18 protein-coding genes are annotated in these 15,402 nt (G+C 64.1%); 12 read left to right on the top strand and 6 right to left on the bottom strand.

What is annotated here, in order from left to right; translation table 11 throughout:
- Positions 1 to 84: 84 nt before the first annotated feature.
- From P9273_RS23700 to P9273_RS23710, 3 genes are all read right to left on the bottom strand, one after another.
- Positions 85 to 1,161 (bottom strand): glycosyltransferase family 2 protein, encoded by a 1,077-nt coding sequence (locus P9273_RS23700; RefSeq protein WP_278050928.1) that lies wholly within the window; start codon positions 1,159 to 1,161, stop codon positions 85 to 87.
- 5 nt (positions 1,162 to 1,166) lie between these two features.
- A complete protein-coding gene (locus P9273_RS23705) occupies positions 1,167 to 2,084 on the bottom strand; it encodes a lysylphosphatidylglycerol synthase domain-containing protein (RefSeq protein ID WP_278050929.1) in 918 nt (305 codons plus the stop codon).
- A 342-nt stretch (positions 2,085 to 2,426) separates the two neighbouring features.
- Positions 2,427 to 2,900: a carboxymuconolactone decarboxylase family protein gene (locus P9273_RS23710; RefSeq protein ID WP_278050930.1), complete on the bottom strand. Its 474-nt coding sequence runs from the start codon at positions 2,898 to 2,900 to the stop codon at positions 2,427 to 2,429.
- A gap of 132 nt (positions 2,901 to 3,032) precedes the next feature.
- Here P9273_RS23710 and P9273_RS23715 point away from each other — a divergent pair, with 132 nt between their 5' ends.
- The 3 genes from P9273_RS23715 to P9273_RS23725 are packed head-to-tail and all read left to right on the top strand — an operon-like array spanning position 3,033 to position 5,223.
- Positions 3,033 to 3,647: a TetR/AcrR family transcriptional regulator gene (locus tag P9273_RS23715; protein WP_278050931.1), complete on the top strand. Its 615-nt coding sequence runs from the start codon at positions 3,033 to 3,035 to the stop codon at positions 3,645 to 3,647.
- Positions 3,648 to 3,686: 39 nt separating this feature from the next.
- Positions 3,687 to 4,316 (top strand): hypothetical protein, encoded by a 630-nt coding sequence (locus P9273_RS23720; RefSeq protein ID WP_278050932.1) that lies wholly within the window; start codon positions 3,687 to 3,689, stop codon positions 4,314 to 4,316.
- A 58-nt stretch (positions 4,317 to 4,374) separates the two neighbouring features.
- Positions 4,375 to 5,223, top strand: coding sequence for a 23S rRNA (adenine(2030)-N(6))-methyltransferase RlmJ (locus P9273_RS23725; protein ID WP_278050933.1), 849 nt, complete (start codon positions 4,375 to 4,377; stop codon positions 5,221 to 5,223).
- 15 nt (positions 5,224 to 5,238) lie between these two features.
- Here the strand turns inward: P9273_RS23725 and P9273_RS23730 are convergent, their stop codons facing one another.
- Positions 5,239 to 5,994, bottom strand: coding sequence for an AraC family transcriptional regulator (locus tag P9273_RS23730; protein ID WP_278050934.1), 756 nt, complete (start codon positions 5,992 to 5,994; stop codon positions 5,239 to 5,241).
- A 182-nt stretch (positions 5,995 to 6,176) separates the two neighbouring features.
- Between P9273_RS23730 and P9273_RS23735 the strand changes: the two genes are divergently transcribed.
- The 3 genes from P9273_RS23735 to P9273_RS23745 all read left to right on the top strand — a co-directional run bounded on the left by P9273_RS23735 (position 6,177) and on the right by P9273_RS23745 (position 7,614).
- Complete coding sequence (locus P9273_RS23735) at positions 6,177 to 6,599, top strand: VOC family protein (RefSeq protein ID WP_278050935.1); 423 nt, start codon at positions 6,177 to 6,179, stop codon at positions 6,597 to 6,599.
- Positions 6,600 to 6,633: 34 nt separating this feature from the next.
- Positions 6,634 to 6,996: a DoxX family protein gene (locus P9273_RS23740; RefSeq protein WP_278050936.1), complete on the top strand. Its 363-nt coding sequence runs from the start codon at positions 6,634 to 6,636 to the stop codon at positions 6,994 to 6,996.
- 165 nt (positions 6,997 to 7,161) lie between these two features.
- Positions 7,162 to 7,614 carry a hypothetical protein gene (locus P9273_RS23745; RefSeq protein WP_278050938.1) on the top strand — a complete coding sequence of 151 codons (453 nt, stop codon included), beginning with the start codon at positions 7,162 to 7,164 and terminating at the stop codon, positions 7,612 to 7,614.
- A 198-nt stretch (positions 7,615 to 7,812) separates the two neighbouring features.
- Here P9273_RS23745 and P9273_RS23750 read toward each other — a convergent pair whose 3' ends face one another.
- Positions 7,813 to 8,403, bottom strand: coding sequence for a TetR/AcrR family transcriptional regulator (locus P9273_RS23750; RefSeq protein WP_278051022.1), 591 nt, complete (start codon positions 8,401 to 8,403; stop codon positions 7,813 to 7,815).
- A gap of 103 nt (positions 8,404 to 8,506) precedes the next feature.
- Between P9273_RS23750 and P9273_RS23755 the strand changes: the two genes are divergently transcribed.
- The 4 genes from P9273_RS23755 (at position 8,507) to P9273_RS23770 (ending at position 11,295) form a co-directional block, all read left to right on the top strand.
- Positions 8,507 to 9,022, top strand: a complete 516-nt coding sequence (locus P9273_RS23755) for a DinB family protein (RefSeq protein WP_278050939.1) — start codon at positions 8,507 to 8,509, stop codon at positions 9,020 to 9,022.
- Between the two features lie 416 nt (positions 9,023 to 9,438).
- Positions 9,439 to 9,792, top strand: a complete 354-nt coding sequence (locus P9273_RS23760) for a hypothetical protein (RefSeq protein ID WP_201414473.1) — start codon at positions 9,439 to 9,441, stop codon at positions 9,790 to 9,792.
- A 268-nt stretch (positions 9,793 to 10,060) separates the two neighbouring features.
- The gene (locus P9273_RS23765; protein ID WP_278050940.1) at positions 10,061 to 10,657 is read left to right on the top strand and encodes a glutathione S-transferase; all 597 of its coding nucleotides are present in this window, start codon (positions 10,061 to 10,063) and stop codon (positions 10,655 to 10,657) included.
- A gap of 263 nt (positions 10,658 to 10,920) precedes the next feature.
- Entirely contained in the window at positions 10,921 to 11,295 is a 375-nt protein-coding gene (locus P9273_RS23770) for a TfoX/Sxy family protein (protein ID WP_278050941.1), read from the top strand.
- A gap of 95 nt (positions 11,296 to 11,390) precedes the next feature.
- Here P9273_RS23770 and P9273_RS23775 read toward each other — a convergent pair whose 3' ends face one another.
- Positions 11,391 to 12,044, bottom strand: a complete 654-nt coding sequence (locus P9273_RS23775) for an outer membrane protein (protein ID WP_041001885.1) — start codon at positions 12,042 to 12,044, stop codon at positions 11,391 to 11,393.
- Positions 12,045 to 12,455: 411 nt separating this feature from the next.
- Here P9273_RS23775 and P9273_RS23780 point away from each other — a divergent pair, with 411 nt between their 5' ends.
- Positions 12,456 to 13,220 carry an SDR family oxidoreductase gene (locus P9273_RS23780; protein WP_278050942.1) on the top strand — a complete coding sequence of 255 codons (765 nt, stop codon included), beginning with the start codon at positions 12,456 to 12,458 and terminating at the stop codon, positions 13,218 to 13,220.
- Positions 13,217 to 15,298: an excinuclease ABC subunit UvrC gene (uvrC, locus tag P9273_RS23785; protein WP_278050943.1), complete on the top strand. Its 2,082-nt coding sequence runs from the start codon at positions 13,217 to 13,219 to the stop codon at positions 15,296 to 15,298. The genes P9273_RS23780 and uvrC overlap by 4 nt, the downstream gene beginning before the upstream one ends.
- Positions 15,299 to 15,402: the final 104 nt, after the last annotated feature.

Raw genomic sequence — 15,402 nt, forward strand, 5'->3', positions numbered from 1 at the left:
TTGTCGAACCGGCAGGGCGGTACCGGCTGAGCAGGTTACGGACGTGATTGGCACGCGGCTGCTATCGACGGCCGGCTGGCCGGATCATTTCCGGCGCGGGTTTGGCTTTGAGGCCGCCGGCTTGTTCGGCCAGTGCCAGCCGTCGCCCTCGCCATGCGCGGGCTGCGGCCGCGCCACATAGGCGAGCGCGCCGTTGGCCTCCAGATAGACGCGCGACAGCATCTCGGCGAGCACGCCCGATGTCACCGCCTGCAGCCCGGCGATCACCAGGAAGAAGCCGGTGATCAGCATCGGCCTTGTGCCGATATCCTGCCCCCAGAAAACCTTGATCGCGAAGAGATAGGCCAGGATCAGCGAGCCGAGCACGCCGAGCACTATGCCGATGCCGCCGAAGAAATGGCCGGGCCGCGTGCGGTAGCGCAGGAAGAAGAACATGAAGACGAGGTCCAGCACCACGCGGAAGGTGCGCGAGATGCCGTATTTCGACTGGCCGTGGATGCGGGCGTGATGCGTCACCACTTCTTGCGCGATGCGGCGTGGTGTCGTCACGGTCGCGAGCCACGCCGGGATGAAGCGGTGCATTTCGCCATAGAGCCGGACGCTGCGGATGACGCTGCCGCGGAACACCTTCAGGCTGCAGCCATAATCCTTGAGCTTGACGCCGGTGACGCGCGCGATCAGCCTGTTGGCGATGCGGGACGGCAGGCGGCGCAACCAGAACCCTTCTTTGCGGTCCTTGCGCCAGCCGGCGACGAGGTCGAGATCCTCGGTCAGCAGGCGATAGACCATGCGCGAAATGTCGAACGGGTCGTTCTGCAGGTCGCCGTCGAGTGTCGCGATGACGTCGCCGCGCGCTGCGTCGAGGCCGGCTTGCATGGCGGCGGTCTGCTTGTAGTTGCGCACCAGCTCCACGCCGTGCACATGCGGCCCGTAGACTGCCGCAAGGCGCCGGATTTCGGCGGGCGTGGCGTCGGTGCTGCCGTCGTCGACCAGCACCACTTCCCAGGGCTGGCTGTAGTTCTCCATCGCCTGATGGATGCGGACCAGCAACGGCTCGACATTGTCGGCTTCGTTGTACATCGGAATGACGATTGAGAGCTTGTGCTCGGGCATGACGGCGCCCTCGGGCAATCCCGATGCGGGGATGGGAAGCACGTTCATGGCGGTCATTTCCTTGCCGGTCCCGCCGCCGGCGTCTCCGGCAGCGTCGATTTCGAGGGAAACAGCCAGGCGATCGCACCGGTTGCAACCGCTGAGCAGAGGATGAAGAGATGCAGCGCAAGCGCCGCCTGCAGGCCGTCCTTCATGGCGATTCCGGAATAAAGCAGCGCCGCGGCGGCGCCCGCCTCATAGGTGCCGAAGCCGGCGACGCCTTGCACCGGCAGGATGGCGGCGGCTTCCGCGCCGACGGCACCCGGAAAGGCGGTCTGGAACGAGGTGTTGAGCAGCATGGCGAGCAGCCAGCCCTGCACGCCGAGCTTCAGCGCCCAGTTGGCGATCGTCCACCACCAGCCATAGCGCGAGCGCCCCGTCGCTTCGGTGAAGATGTCGCGCAATTTGCCGAGCTTCGAGACGATCTTGCCGCCCGCCGTCCAGTTGTGCGGCGCGCGCGCCCAGCGCGGCAGGTACCATGCGGCGGCGATCAGCGCCGCGATGCCGGCGGCCCTGAGCGCCGGATGGAGGCCCGGCCAGACCAGGCAGGCCAGCACGCCGACGACGAAAGCGTCCTGCAGCCTGAACCAGAGAAGGGAGGCGCTGGCGCGCACGACCGACACGCCGAACACCTGGCGCAAAAGGATCGGGAAGGCCGTCTCGCCGCCGCGGAACGGCACGATGTTGATCATCGCATTATGGATCAGGATGACGCGCAGCGTGGCGCCGAAGCGGCCGTTCACATCGTCGCGGAACTCGTCGCACACGCGCAGCGCCCTGAGCACATAGGTGACGAACAGTGCCGCCGCCACCGCCACGAAAGCGCCCGGCGTGATGCTGGCGAAGGCATCGCCGACCATCTTCCAGCGCTGGTCGCTGGCAAGCCATGCCAGCAGCGCCAGAGTGACGATTATCGATATCGCTCGCTTCAAACAGGTCTCCAACGGGCCGCCAATTTCGGGACGGAGCGCTATCCGAGGGCCTGCGGAGAGGCAACTCTCGAATGCCGGCCCGATCGGCGCCGGTCCGATATCGGATCCGTGCCGGCTTCTAACAAGGCGCTGTTCCTATAGAGCAATTCCAGGAAAAGTGTGAGCGGTTTTCCGTCCGGAATTGCGTCAAAACAAAGAGATAGAGCGGTTCGCCGTTTCCGTGAAACGGCGGCAGCAGCGGCGGCGAATCCACAAGCTTGGTTGGAGCCTCGATCGGGGCGGCGAAAAGCGGGCGGGGTTCGCGCCCGCCCGCTTTGCCGGACAAGTTATGCCGAGTAAGTCCTATTCTCCGCCCATCTCTTTCTTGAACTGGTCGAAATCGACCTGCATGCCGTTGAAGATGGTGCTCCAGTGGCGCGTCAGCGCCGCCATGGCGACGGCCTCCTGGATCTCCTCGCCGGTGGCGCCGGCGCGTTTAGCATCCTGCGTGTCCGACCAGATGCAGTATTGGCAGGGGATCTGTGCTGCGACCGCCAGCGAGATCAGCGACTTCTCCTTCGGCGTCAGCGCCGTCTTGTCGCTGAGCTCGATGGCCTTGACCTCGGCCCACGCGCCGGGCAGACCGGCTTTCGGGAACTGTTTGAGGAAGCTCGGCACGCCGCCCATCGTCGACTGGATGTCCTTGAGGGCGGCGTCATAATCATCGGCCCGGGCAGGCGTGGACGTCAGCACGGCGGTAAACACACCCGCGGCTGCGATGAGCGAGGCGGAACGAAGGCAGGAATGCACGGCTGAGGCGATGCGAATGACTGACATAATGTTCTCCTCTGGTTTTTGTTAGCCTTACGATGTAAGGTATACGGAAGATGAACCTTACAGTGTAAGTTGTCAAGCGCCATGGATGCATCGAGCAAAAAAAAGCGAACCCGCGGAAAACTCTCCCGCGAGATGATCGAGGATGCCGCCTTCGAGGTGATCGAGCGGGAAGGGCTGTCCGGCTTTTCGATGCGCAAGCTCGCCGCCAGGCTCGGCTGCGAGGCGATGAGCATCTACCATCACTTCCCCTCGCAGGCGCATCTCTACGAGGCGCTGGTCGACCGCCAGATGAGCGGGCTCGTGATCCCAGACGACAGCCTGCCCTGGCGCGAGCGGGCCCGCATCGGCTTGCAGGAATTCCGGCGCGTCGCGACCGAGCATCCGGCCTTCGCGCCGTTCATCGTCGTCTACCGCATGAACTCGCCGCCCTGCCTCGCCAAGCTCAACGCCATCATCGGCCTGTTCGAGGATGGCGGCTTCGGACCTGAGCTCAGCGCCCGCCTGTTCCGCGCCGCCGGCTATTATCTGATGGGCGCGATCCTCGACGAGACGGCCGGCTACGCCAAGGGACCTTCGGCGGTCACCACCGTCAGCGACCAGGAACTGGCGCGCGACTATCCGAGCGTCGCGAAGGCCGGCGCCTATTTCGGCACCGCCGGCTTCGACAAGACTTTCAGGCTTGGCCTGGAAATGTTTCTGGACGAGATGGAGCGGGTCCGCGAAGCTGCCCGCGACCAAAACCGCTAGCAGGAAATGGCGGCTAGCCGAAAACAGCCAAGGCTCTGAATGCGCTTCCTCTCCGTCCTTGTCCTCATCGCCGGTGCCGCCATCGGCATCTTCTATCCTTGGGCGATGAGCAATTTTTCCGGCCATGCTATCGGCACTTACCGCGTCTATGAGGGCGGCCGCTTCCGGCCCGTCACCGTGCAGCTCGCCGCAGGCGACGCGCCGGTGCGGGTACTGGTCGACTTGACCGCGCGGGCCGAACGGGTCGCCGGCCAGCAGCGCACGGTGCTGACGCTGACCGCGGCGAGCGGCGGCCGCACGGCACTGGCCTCGGCGCTCTCCTTCAACCACACCGACAATCCGCGCCAGGCCAGCCCGCAGCTGCCCGACAAGATCTTTCGCGACGAGGCCGGCGTCATCAAAACCGTCACGCCCGGACCTTACGTCTTCACCGTCGGCCCCGGCGATGCCGACGACATCGATATGCGCTCGGCCGATCTCATCCTGCGCGCCGACGCTGGCTCGATCGACGAGCGTGCGCAGCCGGCCGGCTATACGCTGATGGGCATCGGCCTTGCCGGACTGGTGCTGTCGCTGGTCTTCGGCCGCCGCGGCGGAGGCCATCCGCAAAATCCCAATTCGCAGCCGCCACCGCCGCGTTGGGGCCGCAACGGTTCGCCACGAGCATGATGCCAAAAAATGTGAAGCGGTTTTCGGTCGACATCATGCTCCTTGGAGTGAGCCGCGCATGAACTATCGCCACGCCTACCACGCCGGCAATTTCGCCGATGTCGTCAAGCATGCCGCGCTCGCGCGCCTCGTCGAATATCTCAAGCAGAAGGACAAGGCCTTTCGCGTCATCGACACCCATGCCGGCATCGGCCGCTACGATCTCGCCTCGGTGGAGGCCGGCAAGACGGGAGAATGGCAGGGTGGCATCGGTCGGCTGGCCAAGATTGCGCTCGAGCCGCAGGCAGCAGCGCTGCTTCAGCCCTATCTGGAAGCGGTGCGCGCGCAAAATCCCGACGGCGGCCTCAAGCACTATCCCGGCTCGCCGCTGATCGTGCGCCATCTCCTGCGCAACCAGGACCGGCTGACGGCGATCGAACTGCACCCGGAGGATGCCGCGCGGCTGAAATCCGTCTTCGCCGGCGATTTCCAGACAAGGGTGATCGAGCTCGACGGCTGGCTGGCGCTCGGCGCGCAACTGCCGCCGAAGGAAAAGCGCGGCCTCGTCCTCATTGACCCGCCCTTCGAGGAGGAGGGCGAGTTCTCCCGGCTCGTCGAAGGACTTCGCAAAGCGCACCGGCGCTGGCCGGGCGGCATCTACGCACTCTGGTATCCGATCAAGGACCGCAAGGCGGTGACGGCCTTCCGCGCGGCGCTGAAGGAAGCCGGCATTCCGAAGCTGCTCGACATCGCCTTCGAGATCCGGCCCGCCTCGGACGAGCCCAGCCTCGATGGCAGCGGGCTGGTGGTGGTCAATCCGCCCTACACGCTGGAAGGCGAGTTGAAGGTCCTATTGCCCGCCCTTCACAAGGCGCTCGCCCTTCGGCAACCGTCGCGCTGGTCGCTCGAGTGGCTGGCGGGCGAATAGAGCGACCATGTCACCTTAAGTCAGCGCCGTAGGCGTCACGCCCGTCAGCCGCCGGCTTTCGCGGATCAGATGCGCCTGGTCGGCGTAGCCGGCCTCGATGGCGAGCAGCGCGGTCGAGGCATCGCCTTGCTGCCGCTGCAGGCGCCGGTACCGATGGAAGCGCAGGATGCGGTCGAGCGTCTTCGGGCCATAGCCGAAGGCGTCCTCGAAACGCCGGCGCAGCGTCCGCTCGCTCATATGCAGCTGGCGTTGCAGGAACGGAACCAGCGGCGTTTCCGGCGGCAGACCCTCGTCCAGGACGCCAAAGGCCCGGCCCATCTGTGGGTCGAGCGCCTCGCGGCCTTCGGTATGCATGCCGATCGTTTCTTCCAACTGTCGCAGCAAGGCCGGCAGGTCGGTCGCGGCCTTGATGCGGTCCGACAGTTGGCGAGCCCGGGTACCCCACAATTCGCCGAGGTCCAGCCGTTCGCCGACGATTTCGCCGGCCGGCACGCCGAGCCAGCCGGCAGCCGCGCCCGGCCGGAAGCGGAAGCCGACGATAATCGCGCCGGCCGGCGGCGTCTCGATCTGCGGCTCCTTGTCCGGCCCGGCCACGCGGAAGCGGCCGTCGATCCATTGCAGATCGATCGTTGCGTCCGGCATGATGACGATCGGAGGAACGGCGCGCTCGTCCATGCGGTGAACCCAGACCGCACAGAAGGCGGCGGCGAGGCCGCCAGCGACAGGCCGCTCGCGAAAGAAGCCGGTGGTCTGCGCCAGGACCGGTTCCATTCTTTCTCCGATCTGCTCCAGCCGGGTTGCCGGATCGGTGCGACGGTCATTTTGGCCGAAATATTCAATGCCGGCCACGTCATCCATGGCAAAACGGACGCAACTTCATGGTGCTTCACGCGCTCGCATCAGACCGCGTCCGTTTGCGACTGTGGTCACGAATATAGAAAGGAGTGAAAGAAATGAAAGCTCGCATCTCCGTATTGACGCTCGGCGTCGACGATCTGGAAACCTCCCTCAAATTCTATCGCGACGGCCTCGGCCTGCCGACCGAGGGCATCATCGGCCGCGAATTCGAGCATGGCGCCGTCGCCTTCTTCGAGCTCGCCGGCGGCCTGAAATTCGCCATCTACGAGCGCGCCAACATCGCCTGGGATGCCACGGTGCCGCAAACCGGCCGCAGCCCGACCGAATTGACCATCGGCCACAATGTCGGCAGCGAGGCCGAGGTCGACGCCGTGATGGCCGAAGCCGTCAAGGCCGGCGCGCGTGTGGTCAAGCCGGCGCAAAAGACCTTCTGGGGCGGCTATGCCGGCTACTTCCAGGATCCCGACGATCACCTGTGGGAGGTCGTCTACAATCCGGCCTTCGTCCCCGAGGACTGAGCGGAGCAAGACACGCCGTCGGCGGGAGGCCGCCATGCCTGTTCAAACCATTCAAGCGCTTGGCGCTCTCCTCATCGGCGGCGTGTTCGTGTTCGCCGGCATCGAGCATGTCCTGAAATTCGGGGCGATGCGCGACTATCTGGCCGCGCAGAAGTTTCCGGCCCCGGCCTTGATGCTGGCCGCCGGTTCGACGGTCGAGATCGTTGCGGGTTTCCTGCTTGCCATTGGCATGGCCCGGCCCTTCGCGGCCGGCGCGCTGGTCGTCTTCACGCTGGCGACGAACCTCATGCTGCTGCGTTTCTGGGTGAGCCAGGAGCCGGAGCGCCAAGTGCTGCGCAATGCTTTCCTGATCAACATTGCCGTCATCGGCGGGCTGCTGCTGGCCGGCACGTTTTAGGTTGTATGGGTATTCAGGCGATGCCGGCATGACCTGAATCTCTACACAACCGAACTAGCTGGTGAAGTCTGGAACGAAGGTTTGCGGAAACCATTGTTTTCGCGACCGCTTGACCGCCGCCAAGCGAATCCGCACAGTGCGCGGAACCGACCTTGAGAGGCTGTCATGACTCGCTTCGCCCATTCCGCTCTTGCCGCGCTGGTTGCGCTCTCCACTCCCTTTGCCGCTCCGCTGGGCTTCGGCCAGGCGGCGCAGGCCGCCGACCTGTCCGTCTACACTGAAGATGACGGCAGCGTCTGCAGCGAGGCATGGGTGCTGAACAAGATCACCGACCGCTTCTCCTATCAGGTACATCACGTGCCGCATCTGCCGCAGGTCGCGATCACCGACTTCCGCAACATCCGCCAGCATCGCTATGAGCCGGCGAGCGACGAATGGCCGATCGGCCGCCATTACTGCCGTGCCACCGTCAACCTGTCGGACGGCCGCGACCGCTCGATCTTCTACCTGATCGAGGAAGGCCAGGGCTTTGCCTCGATCGGCGACAATGTCGAATTCTGCGTCTTGGGCTTCGATCGCTGGCTGGTCTATAACGGCCGCTGCCGCGTTCTAAGATAATTGGCGCTGGCCGACAAACATTGAAGGCGCGCTCTACGGGGCGTCCCTCTAGCCGCCAGGCATCTCCCCACGAGGGAAATTAGCGGCAGGGGCAGGGTCGCTGTCCCACCGACCTATCCTGAATGGCTTCTGGCTTTCAGGTCTCGTCGGCGGGCCGCGGAAGCAGGTCCGCTCGTAGCCTGCTCCGCTTCTGCTGACTCAGGCTACCTTGCCACCCGATATGTAAACCTGGATCAGCTCGACAAGCTGCTTCTGCAGCTCTGGAGCGTCGAGCATGTTGCGCCGTGCCGCGTTGTGGATCACGCCCTCGACCGCCGAGGAGAGCACGCGCGCCATCGTCTCGGTATCCTTGCGGCGCTTGCGGTACTGCGCGACGGCCGCCGCGTAATGTTCGAGATAGCGCGCCTGGAACGAGGCATGCGCGGCGCGTGAGCCGCGGTCGCCGGGCGCCTCGTCGAGCAGCACCTGGTGCAGCGTCGGATGGATCGAGTGCGCGCCGATCATGCCGCGTACCAGCTCGCGCGCGAATTGCTTGAGCGGCTTCTCCTCCGCCGCCGCCTCGCGAATCACCGACAGCACATGATCGAAGTGACGGCGCCGGATCGCTTCGACCAGAGCCAGCTTGTCGGGAAAATATTGATAGAGCGAGCCGATGCTGACGCCTGCGGCTTCCGCCACCTTGTTGGTGGAGAAGCCCGCCCAGCCGAGCTCGCTCAGAACGTGAGCACCGGCTTCGATGATCGCCTCGACGGTTGCGATCGAACGCGCCTGGCGCGGCTGCTTGCGCATGCGTGCGGCCGGCTTTGCAATGCGAGTAGACATGCTGGCCTGTCTCCCGAGAATATAAACAGGATACTCACATTCATTTCACCAAAGCAAATGGGGCCGCAAGATGAGTGCCAAGACCTTGCTGAAGGGCATGCTCGCCTATCAGGCCTGGGCAAACGATGAGCTCGTGGAGAAGCTTGCCGGGATGGATCCGTCTCGGGACGCCGGACAACGCCACATCGCGCTCCGTCTGATGAACCATATCCATGTCGTGTCGCGGATTTTTGCCGCGCATCTGAAAGGCGCCGCGCATGAATATGCGAGCGACAATACGCCAGGCACGCCCGAACCGCGCGAGCTGCGCGTCGCCTTGGCCGAGGTCGATCGGTGGTATCTCGACTATCTGGAAACTGTTTCGAAGCAAGGGCTTGCCGAACCCGTCGCCTTCACCTTCACCGATGGCGACAAGGGCTGCATGACGAGGCAGGAGATGCTGACCCATGTTGTCCTGCACGGCAGCTACCATCGCGGCGAGATCGGCCGCATGCTGGCCGGGATCGCGGTCGCCCCGCCTTGGGATACCTACGCCGTCCATCTGCACCGCTCCGAGCCGGCGCGCCGCCTGAGGGGTGAACGCTAGCCGGCGGAGATTTACGGCAGCACTGGAATATGAGCTTTAAGCTCACTTTCGAATACGCAAGCTTTGATCGTCTTGCCTGGCTGGTTCATCTGTAAATGTTTTCGCTGGACAAGATGAAGCGGGCGTTCGGTGGCGTGTTCTCTATTGTGAGCACTCCGCTCACATTGTGATATAAGCTTATGCCGCGGGCAGATGGATGATCGGACCATAGAAGCAGGGCGAAAGTCTGCGGGCCGGGCCGTCACTTGGAAAGTGACAGATTCGCTCGCAATTTTTCCATGAGATGCATCTTGGTGTAACCAAAATTCAATAACTGAAAATCATTGTGTTGCTTCGCTGGCTAGACAGTCGCGAGTCAGATATGCATAGACACGCCGGGTCACTCACGACCATCGGCAAAACGCAAGGGGCATCGCATGGCAAAGACGACAACCAAGGCGCCGGCAGCGAAAGCGCCGGCAAAGAAGCCGGCAGCTAAGGCTGCCGCGAAACCTGCAGCAGTGAAGAAGGCAGCGGCACCGAAGGCAGCCGCCAAGGCTCCGGCCAAGGCAGCAGCGAAGCCTGCGGCCAAGGCTGCGGCAAAGCCCGCCGCCAAGGCAGCGGCCAAGCCGGCTGCCAAGGCAGCAGCCAAGCCTGCCGCCGCCAAGAAACCGGCAGCGAAGGCCGCGGCCAAGCCCGCCGCCAAGGCTCCGATGAAGGCCGCCGCCGCCAAAGCGCCGGCAGCCGTGAAGAAGGCAGCTCCGGCGAAGAAGCCGGCCGCCAAGAAGTAATCACGTAGCTTCGCTTGGCTGGCGCAAGCAGGTGAGGGCGGGGCCACTCAGGCGCCCCTCTCGCCAGTTCGGTGTCAAAGCGAGCGAAGTCGGAGCGAACGCTCCTCCTAAAGCTCTCGGAAATTTTGCTGCCAGCAAAACTTCCGGGAGCTTTTTTGTTGGCGTCTGCGCCGGCAAAGAAGCATTGGCTAATCCGGTTCGGCCCGCTGGCCGTTGCCCTTCGGACCCTGCTCGGTCAACAGTGCCGCAAACAACTGGGAACCCGATCATGCCGAAACTGCTCTATGCTTCCACATCCCCTTATAGCTCGAAGGTCCGCATGGCGGCCGCCTATGCCGGCATTGCCGTCGACCTCGTGCCGGTCAAGACGGAGGACAAGCCCGCCGAACTGATCTCGGCTAATCCGCTCGGCAAGATCCCGGTGCTGATGCTGGAGGACGGCCGCTCGATTTATGACAGCCGCGCCATCACCCAGCATCTCAACCGTCTGTCGAAGAATGCGCTGTTCCCGCGCAATCCGGACAAGCGGCTCGAGGCGGAAGTTCTGGAGGCGCTTGCCGACGGCATCTGCGACTGCGCGCTGTCGATGGTTTATGAGCGGCGCACGCGGCCGGAAGCAGTGGTCTATCAGCCCTGGCTCGACCGGCAATGGACGAAGATCACCACTGCGCTCGACCTCATCAACGCCAACCCGCCGAAGCTGCCGAAGAAGATCACCGCCGGCCACATGGCGCTGCGTGCAACGCTTGGCTATCTCGCGCTGCGCTTTTCCGGCCAATGGGAGAAGGGCCGCGGCCGCTTGGTCCGCTGGGCCGCAAGGTTCGATGAGAAGTTTCCGGACCTGAAGGGCAGCGTGCCGGGCTGAGGCGCGCTCCTTCTCCCCTGTGGGAGAAGGTGGATCGGCGCGATCGCACCGAGACGGATGAGGGGTGTTGGACGAGCGAGGTGCTGGTGAACTTGGCGCCGTCCGAGGCTGACCAAGGTGTGCGTCAAGCTGGAGCACCCCTCATCCGTCCGAGCTTCGCTCGGCCACCTTCTCCCGCAAGGGGAGAAGGGGAAGATCGCGCACCATCTTGAGTCCCGCCTGCTTCCATGCTTGCCTGACATCACCCAAATTGGAGCGGTGACATGGCAAAGCCCTCGACCGGCGTCGCACCCGACCCGATGGTCGCGCGCCTGCGCGCCGCCCTCGGCGGGCGCATCTTCACCGAGCAGAAGATGTTCGGCGGCACCTGCTTTATGATCAACGGCAACATGCTGATCGGCACCTCGAAGCGCGGGCTTCTGGTGCGTGTCGGCAAGGACGCGCATGCGGCTGCCGCAGCACGTCCTCATGCGAGCACGATGGAGATGGGCGGGCGCTCGATGGAAGGCTATATCCGTGTCGCGCCGGAAGGTACGACGACCGATGCCGATCTTGCCGGTTGGCTCCATCGCGCCTTGGCTTTCGTCGAGACGCTGCCGCCGAAAGCAAAGGCCAAACCGGCGAAGGGGTCGAAATGAGGGCTGGCTGAAGGACTAGCGACCTTGCTGGTTTCGCAGGCACAAAAAAAGCCGGGCGCAAGGCCCGGCTTTTCCGTGTCGTGGCTTCTAACGACTTAGAACTTCATACCGACGCCGAACGTGACGCGGTTGTCTTTCGACTTGACGTTGCCGAGGGCGCCGAAGTCCTTGTCGCCGTAGTCGGTGTAGCGGTACTCGACCCGGCCGAACACATTGTCGGTGATCTTGATGTCGGAGCCGACGCCGGCCGTCCAGCCGAGCATTCCTTTGCTCTCGTCGGTGCCGGTGACGCTATCCGTGATCTTCTGGTTCTTGGCGGCGAGACCGCCGGTGCCATAGAGCAGGATTTCCGGGGTCACGGCATAGCCGAGGCGAGCCCGCAGCGAGCCGTCGAGACCGCCCTTGGCATTGATGCCAGCGCTGTCGCCCTTGACGCCGTTGTAGCCGAGATCGGCTTCGGCGCCATAGACGAAGTTATCCTGCTGCCAGTTGTAGCCGCCGAAGACGCCGCCGATGAAGCCCTTGGTCTTCACATTGACGCCCGCGTCACGAGCATCGGCATGGCCGCCGAAGCCGTAGCCCAGGCTGATACCGGCATAGGGGCCGGCCCAGGAAGCAACCGGAAGCTCGGCAACCGGAGCGGGAGCCGGCGGCTCTTCGGAAACGACGTCGGCCGCAAAGGCGGTGCCACCAAAGGCGAACAGCCCGAGAGCAGCGGCGAGCGGCGCGAATTTGAGATTGGTCTTCATTATATACTCCTTAAGCCACAAGACACTTAGGCTTGTTTGTCCATGAAACGCCCCGGGCCCGTCCGGGGGGATAAACGGGCTTGGCGCTCAACGGTTCCAAATCTCGTGTTGAAATGCGGCTGAAGCGAACCTGAACTTGGGTCATTCCCCGGCGCAAATGAGGCCGAAAGGTGACGTTGCATCTTCGCAACAGCGAATGTCAGCACGCTAACCATGTTGCGCCGCACACCGCTTGGTTCAACGGATCCAGCGACATATATTGCCCTGAACGATGCCCCAAAATCCGGCGGGGCGCAAGCGCATCCGGGTCCTTCGCCACATTCCTGCCTCAGGTGGAAATGGCATTTAACGCTTGGCCCGTCATATTGTGCCGGCTTCCCGGAATCGTGAAGCTGATTAAGGATTGACACCATGAAACAAGCCACGGCCGTCGCGCTGGTGACGGGTGGAGCAAGACGGATCGGCAAGGCGATCGTCGAGGACCTTGCCGCCAATGGCTTCGCCGTCGCCATCCATGCCCACCGGTCAAGCGCCGAGGCCGAGGCGCTGGCGGGCAAGATCGCGGGTAAGGGCGGCCGTGCCGCCGTGGTCGCCGCCGACCTCACCGACATGGATGCCGTCGGCGATCTTGTCGGCAGGTCCGAGGCCGCGCTCGGCCCTGTCACGCTGCTGGTCAACAACGCATCCTTGTTCGTCGACGACCGGGTGGAGGATTTTGACTGGAAGGCGTGGGACCGTCATTTCGCCATCCATGTGAAGGCGCCGGCGTTGCTGGCGCAGAATTTTGCCCGTGCTTTGCCCGAAGGCGAGGAGGGGTTGATCGTCAACATGATCGATCAACGCGTCTGGCGGCCGACGCCGCGCTATTTCTCCTATGCGCTGTCGAAATCGGCGCTCTGGACGCAAACGCAGATGCTGGCGCAGGCGCTCGGGCCGCGCATTCGGGTCAATGCCATAGGCCCCGGCCCAACACTGAAGAACAAGCGCCAGGATGACGAAGATTTCGGCAAACAGGTCGAGGGCCTGATCCTGAGGCGCGGCCCACAACTGCCCGAATTCGGCGCCACGATCCGCTATCTCTGGCAGGTGCGCTCGGTGACAGGCCAGATGATCGCGCTCGACGGCGGTCAGCATCTTGCGTGGCAGACGCCTGATGTGACAGGCATGGTGGAATGAGTCCCGCCCAAAAACATAAGCGAAACGGCGCCGCCGACGATCTGCCGCCCGATGTCGAACTCGATATCGAGGACGAGGCGGCGGAGGAGATCGTCGAGCCGGAGTCAATTCCCGCCGGACCCGATGTCGCCTTCACCGCGATAGACTGGACGCCGCATGCCGGCGACGCCGACGGCATGGTCGGCGCCGAGGTGATCCAGACCTTCGTCAAGCGGCTGCCCAACCAGCCCGGCGTCTATCGCATGATGAACGCCGCCGGCGATGTGCTCTATGTCGGCAAGGCGCGCAGCCTGAAGAAGCGCGTCACTAACTATGCGCAGGGGCGTTTCCACACCGCCCGCATCGGCCGCATGGTGCGCGAGACGGCGACGATGGAATTCGTCGTCACCCGCACCGAGATCGAGGCGCTGCTGCTCGAGGCCAACCTCATCAAGCGGCTGAGACCCCGCTTCAACGTGCTGATGCGGGACGACAAGTCGTTCCCCTACATCTTGCTCACCGGCGACCATGTCTCGCCCGGCATCTACAAGCATCGCGGCGCGCGCTCGCGCAAGGGCGACTATTTCGGTCCCTTCGCCTCGGCCGGCGCGGTCGGGCGCACCATCAATTCGCTGCAGCGCGCCTTTCTGCTCAGAAGCTGCACGGACTCCTTCTACGAGAACCGCACGCGGCCCTGCCTGCTCTACCAGATCAAGCGCTGCGCCGGTCCCTGCACCGGCGAGATATCGCATCAGGGCTATGCCGAGCTGGTCGCCGAGGCCAAGGATTTCCTCTCCGGCCGCAGCCAGAAGGTAAAGACGGAGATCTCGGCCGCCATGCAGCAGGCGGCGGAAGAACTCGATTTCGAGCGCGCCGCCATTTATCGCGACCGGCTTGCCGCACTTTCGCATGTGCAGGCGCATCAGGGCATCAATCCGCAGACGATTGAAGAGGCGGACGTCTTCGCCATCCATCAGGAAGGCGGCCAGACCTGCATCCAGGTGTTCTTCTTCCGCACCGGCCAGAATTGGGGCAACCGCGCCTATTTCCCCAAGGCCGATCCGGCGCTGGAGCCGGCCGAGGTGCTGGGCTCGTTCCTGGCGCAATTCTATGACGACAAGCTGCCGGCGCGCACGCTGCTTCTGTCACAGGCCGCGCAGGAACAGGAGCTGCTCGCCGAGGCGCTCTCCACCCATGCCGGCCGCAAGATCACGATTTCGGTGCCGCAGCGCGGCGAGAAGAAGGATCTGACTGATCACGCGCTGCAGAATGCGCGCGAGGCGCTCGGCCGCAGGCTGGCCGAGACCTCGACCCAGGCCCGTCTGCTCAAGGGTTTTGCGGAGACCTTCGGCCTGGAAAAGCCGCCGGTGCGCATCGAGGTCTACGACAACTCGCACATAATGGGCACTAACGCGGTCGGCGCCATGGTCGTGGCCGGCCCGGAAGGTTTCGTGAAGAACCAGTACCGCAAATTCAACATCCGCTCGACCGAGATCACGCCCGGCGATGATTTCGGCATGATGCGCGAGGTGATGCAGCGGCGCTTTTCGCGGCTGCTCAAAGAGCATGGCGACGAGCAGCCTGGCGCCACCGCGGAAGACGAAACCGGCGACGAAGATATGGTCACCGGCAATGGCGGCTTCCCGGCCTGGCCGGACGTCATCCTGATCGACGGCGGCCAGGGCCAGATGACGGCGGTGCGCAAGATACTGGCCGATCTCGGCATCGAGGACCGCGTCGTCGCTATCGGCATCGCCAAAGGCCAGGACCGCGACGCCGGCCGCGAGCGCTTCTTCGTCAAGGGCAGGGACTCCTTCATGCTGCCGGTGCGCGATCCGGTGCTCTATTTCGTCCAGCGACTGCGCGACGAGGTGCACCGTTTCGCCATCGGCTCGCATCGCGCGCGGCGCAAAAAGGAGATGGTGAAAAGCCCGCTCGACGAGATCGCCGGCATCGGCCCTGGCCGCAAGCGCGCCCTGCTGCTCGCCTTCGGCACCGCAAAGGCGGTCAGCCGCGCCGCGGTCGAGGACCTGGTTAAGGTCGACGGCATTTCCGAGCATGTGGCGAAGCTGGTCTACAATCACTTCCACGAGAGCTGAGGACTGACCGCTAGCACGGAAGGTTGACGGATCGGACGATGGGCCGCAGGGTCTTCGGCAGACACAAATGCTATTTTTGCCTGGTCAATCGAATCTCGCCTGTT

Origin of the sequence: Mesorhizobium sp. WSM4935, assembly GCF_029625735.1 — a bacterium.
Taxonomy (GTDB): domain Bacteria; phylum Pseudomonadota; class Alphaproteobacteria; order Rhizobiales; family Rhizobiaceae; genus Mesorhizobium.